This window comes from Shewanella sp. BJSY2023SW001 (genome assembly GCF_047314685.1).
Classification (GTDB): Bacteria; Pseudomonadota; Gammaproteobacteria; order Enterobacterales; family Shewanellaceae; genus Shewanella; species Shewanella indica.
The window spans coordinates 1-3,210 of the sequence record NZ_JBKORF010000040.1; the positions used below are offsets into that span (position 1 = coordinate 1).

2 protein-coding genes and 1 pseudogene are annotated in these 3,210 nt (G+C 44.0%); 2 read left to right on the forward strand and 1 reads right to left on the reverse strand.

Annotated elements, in window-relative coordinates; translation table 11 throughout:
• Positions 1–595: 595 nt before the first annotated feature.
• A pseudogene (locus ACMHXH_RS09520) lies at positions 596–856 on the forward strand (integrase core domain-containing protein); the annotation flags it as partial.
• Positions 857–1,135: 279 nt separating this feature from the next.
• Here the strand turns inward: ACMHXH_RS09520 and ACMHXH_RS09525 are convergent.
• Positions 1,136–1,738 (reverse strand): CPBP family intramembrane glutamic endopeptidase, encoded by a 603-nt coding sequence (locus ACMHXH_RS09525; protein WP_039036193.1) that lies wholly within the window; start codon positions 1,736–1,738, stop codon positions 1,136–1,138.
• Positions 1,739–2,086: 348 nt separating this feature from the next.
• Here ACMHXH_RS09525 and ACMHXH_RS09530 point away from each other — a divergent pair.
• On the forward strand, positions 2,087–3,210 hold a 1,124-nt coding region (locus ACMHXH_RS09530; protein WP_413737998.1), incomplete at its 3' end, for an IS256 family transposase.

A 3,210-nucleotide genomic window follows, 5' to 3' on the forward strand; every position in this document is an offset into this window, starting at 1 on the left:
GCCGCAGGGCGTTGATGACAATCGCGTAGCGAGGCATGGATGCCGAAGCAGCGCCAGTCGAATCAGGGATGAGCGTCTGGCGCGATAGCGAATTGACATCATAAGCACAAGGGGTTGTCCGCTGCGTCGCGGGTCGCTGGGGGTTTGGAAAGGGGGCGAGTTGATACCGCCCCCTTTCCTCGGGTGTGGGGCGAAGCTCCACGACTTTACGCCGCTGGCACAGCGGCTAGCATGGCTTTAAGCCCAAACTCACCAATAAACTTGCGCTTAGCTGCCAGCAAAATGTAGCCAATCACCTGCGGTGCGCCTTTCGCACAGGCGATCCTGTGACTCGGCGTGAATACGTCCATGTAGCCTCGACGAAAACGTCCCTGTTTTCGACGGTCACAGTTACGCCTGTGCCTGGGAAATAGGCGTATGTCTGCTGACACTTCAGATATTTCAAGCTACTCAGCGCTAACACAGCTAATAATGGGTGTCTTTGTTGTTTTACGGGCAACGGTCATAACTAACCTCGACTGAGCTTTGATGGGTATTTCAAAGCCTAGTCAAAGCTGTGTAAAGCATCAAAAAGATATGGCTGTCCTATCTTTCTTATCAGATAAAGCAAAGCATGAGCAGACGAGGAAACTGCTGGGACAATAGTCCGATGGAGCGTTTCTTCAGAAGCTTGAAAACAGAATGGATACCGATGACCGGCTACCGAAGTATCAGTGAGGCTCGGGTTGAAATATCACGATACGTGACGGGGTATTACAGTCAGCTTAGACCGCATCAATATAACGGTGGGCTTACACCGAACGAGTCAGAGCGAAGATACTGGCTTGAATACAAAACCGTGGCCAATTTAACTTGACCACTACAGACTTATATGTATCGGATGTTCAATTCTATATTATATGTTTCACAGGTATTAACTAATTCCTGAAAATATCATTAGCTAAAACTAATTTAGGGATACTTAAGACTCACACATCCCTTTTGCATTTTAATAACTATTAACGTGCAAGTTTAGCGTGTTTATGTGCATATTTGAGCTGTGTCCGGAGCAATTGATTGCAAATAGCTGTTCTGATCTTGTCACGCATGTAAAAATGCATGAATAGTCAAAATTAAATGAGTCATTCCACTACCTCTACTTGTTTGTTTTTTCAGACCAGTACCCTAATTTATCTTTTTGAGCTGATATTAATAAACCTGGTTCAATTAACGCAGAGATGAAAAAATGAGCCGCAATACATGGCGCTAAGCTTCGATCACCTACCCAGTAAACAACCCCTAAAGCTAACCCCAGCATAAATGTAGAGAAAGCGGCATTGATACCGGCTTTGATATTCCTCAAACCCCAAATCAAATGAACAACACCAAAAGCTAGGCCAGATGCAATAATTTGGATAAAGAAAGAGAAGTTTTCAGAAGCTAGGTAATCCATCACCCACTTTCTAAATACTATTTCTTCTACGATTCCTGCACATAAAGCCGCAACGACTACAACCATTTTTAACAAGTCTACTTTGAACATGTATTGTTTAACGTCAGAGATTTTCGAAGCACTGTAGCAGTATAAGACAGTCACAAATAGGGCTAAATTCCAGCTTAAAAAAGTGCCATACCCTTCACTAGTGAAGCCTAAGTATGCAACAAACCCAGGAAAATCTGAAAATACATTAATTACAACAAATGTCCCCATCGTTGATATGATGATGGCTAAAGTTAAATATATAGGTTTATGATTCATGACATATCTATTGAACTATGATGATTTATGGTGCATGGAGGTAGAAAAGGTTGCAGTGATACACTGGTGATTGATCTATCCAAATCAACAATCAAACAGAAGTACACCGCAAAAAAAACATACAAACATACTACAAACATACTACAAACATACAAGACATCCTAAACACTTTGCGAGCCATGAGGAAGCATATCATTCGGTCTCAATTGTTTATAAATGACGATGAAATATTGGAAGTAGACTCTCTAAGACGAGTAATCTGCGTGCTTCATACAAAAACTGCGGTTGCTAGGGTAGTGTTCATAAATCTGTGTCATTTGAGTAATATACACCCAAAAGGATATTCAAATGACCAAACCTACATTCGACATGGAAGCCGCCATTGAAGCTCTGCGTGCAGGTAAAGACCTGACCGGCAAAGATGGTATTCTCACCCCACTCATTAAACAGCTTACTGAAGCGGCCCTCAATGTTGAGCTCGACCAACATCTTGAAGATAAGCAGCCTGGTAATCGCAGAAATGGCAAGACCAGTAAGACACTGAAGACCGCTACCGGTAGCTTTGAGCTGCATACTCCGCGTGACCGAGATGGCACCTTCGAGCCTCAGGTTGTAAAAAAGAACCAGACATACCTGACCGATGAGATGGAGCGGAAAATCATTGCGCTATTTTCACTGGGCACAAGTTATCAGGATATTCGTGCCCATATCGCCGATATCTACGGCATTGAAGTCCCCAATGGCACCATCAGCGCCATTACTGATAAACTGCTACCTGAGCTTCAGGCTTGGCGTGAACGTGATTTAGAAGCCCTGTATCCCATCCTCTGGCTTGATGCTATTCACTATAAAATCAAAGAGAATGGCCGCTTTGTCAGCAAAGCTGTGTACACCATTCTGGCGCTCAATGTAGAAGGAAAAAAGGAGCTGTTGGGCTTGTATATCTCAGACACTGAAGGTGCACATCAGTGGCTAAGTATACTAACCGATCTTCATAGTCGCGGTATTAAAGACATCCTGATTGCCTGTGTTGATGGCCTTAAAGGCTTCCCTGAAGCCATTGAAACCATTTACCCACATACAGAGGTGCAGTCATGCATCATTCATCAAATTCGTAACTCAATGAAATACGTAGCGTCTAAAAACCAGAAGGCGTTTATGGCTGATTTAAAGTGTGTCTATAAAGCCACAACCCTCAATGCAGCTGAGATGGCGCTGGACGAGCTGGAAGCCAAATGGGGCGACAAATATCCTGTGGTCATCAAGTCCTGGCGCAACAAGTGGGCGCTGTTATCGACCTATTTTAAGTACCCGGAATACGTGCGTAAGGCTATCTACACCACGAACGCGGTTGAGGCCGTACATCGTCAGTTTCGTAAACTGACGAAAACCAAGGGTGGTTTTGCCAACGAGAACAGTTTACTCAAACTGCTCTACGCCGGTATATTGAAGGCTCAGGAGCGGTGGTCACA

Bases quoted from the DNA above. Each gene is read 5' to 3' on its own strand.
- ACMHXH_RS09525 (WP_039036193.1), bottom strand. From the start codon at position 1,738: ATGAATCATAAACCTATATATTTAACTTTAGCCATCATCATATCAACG.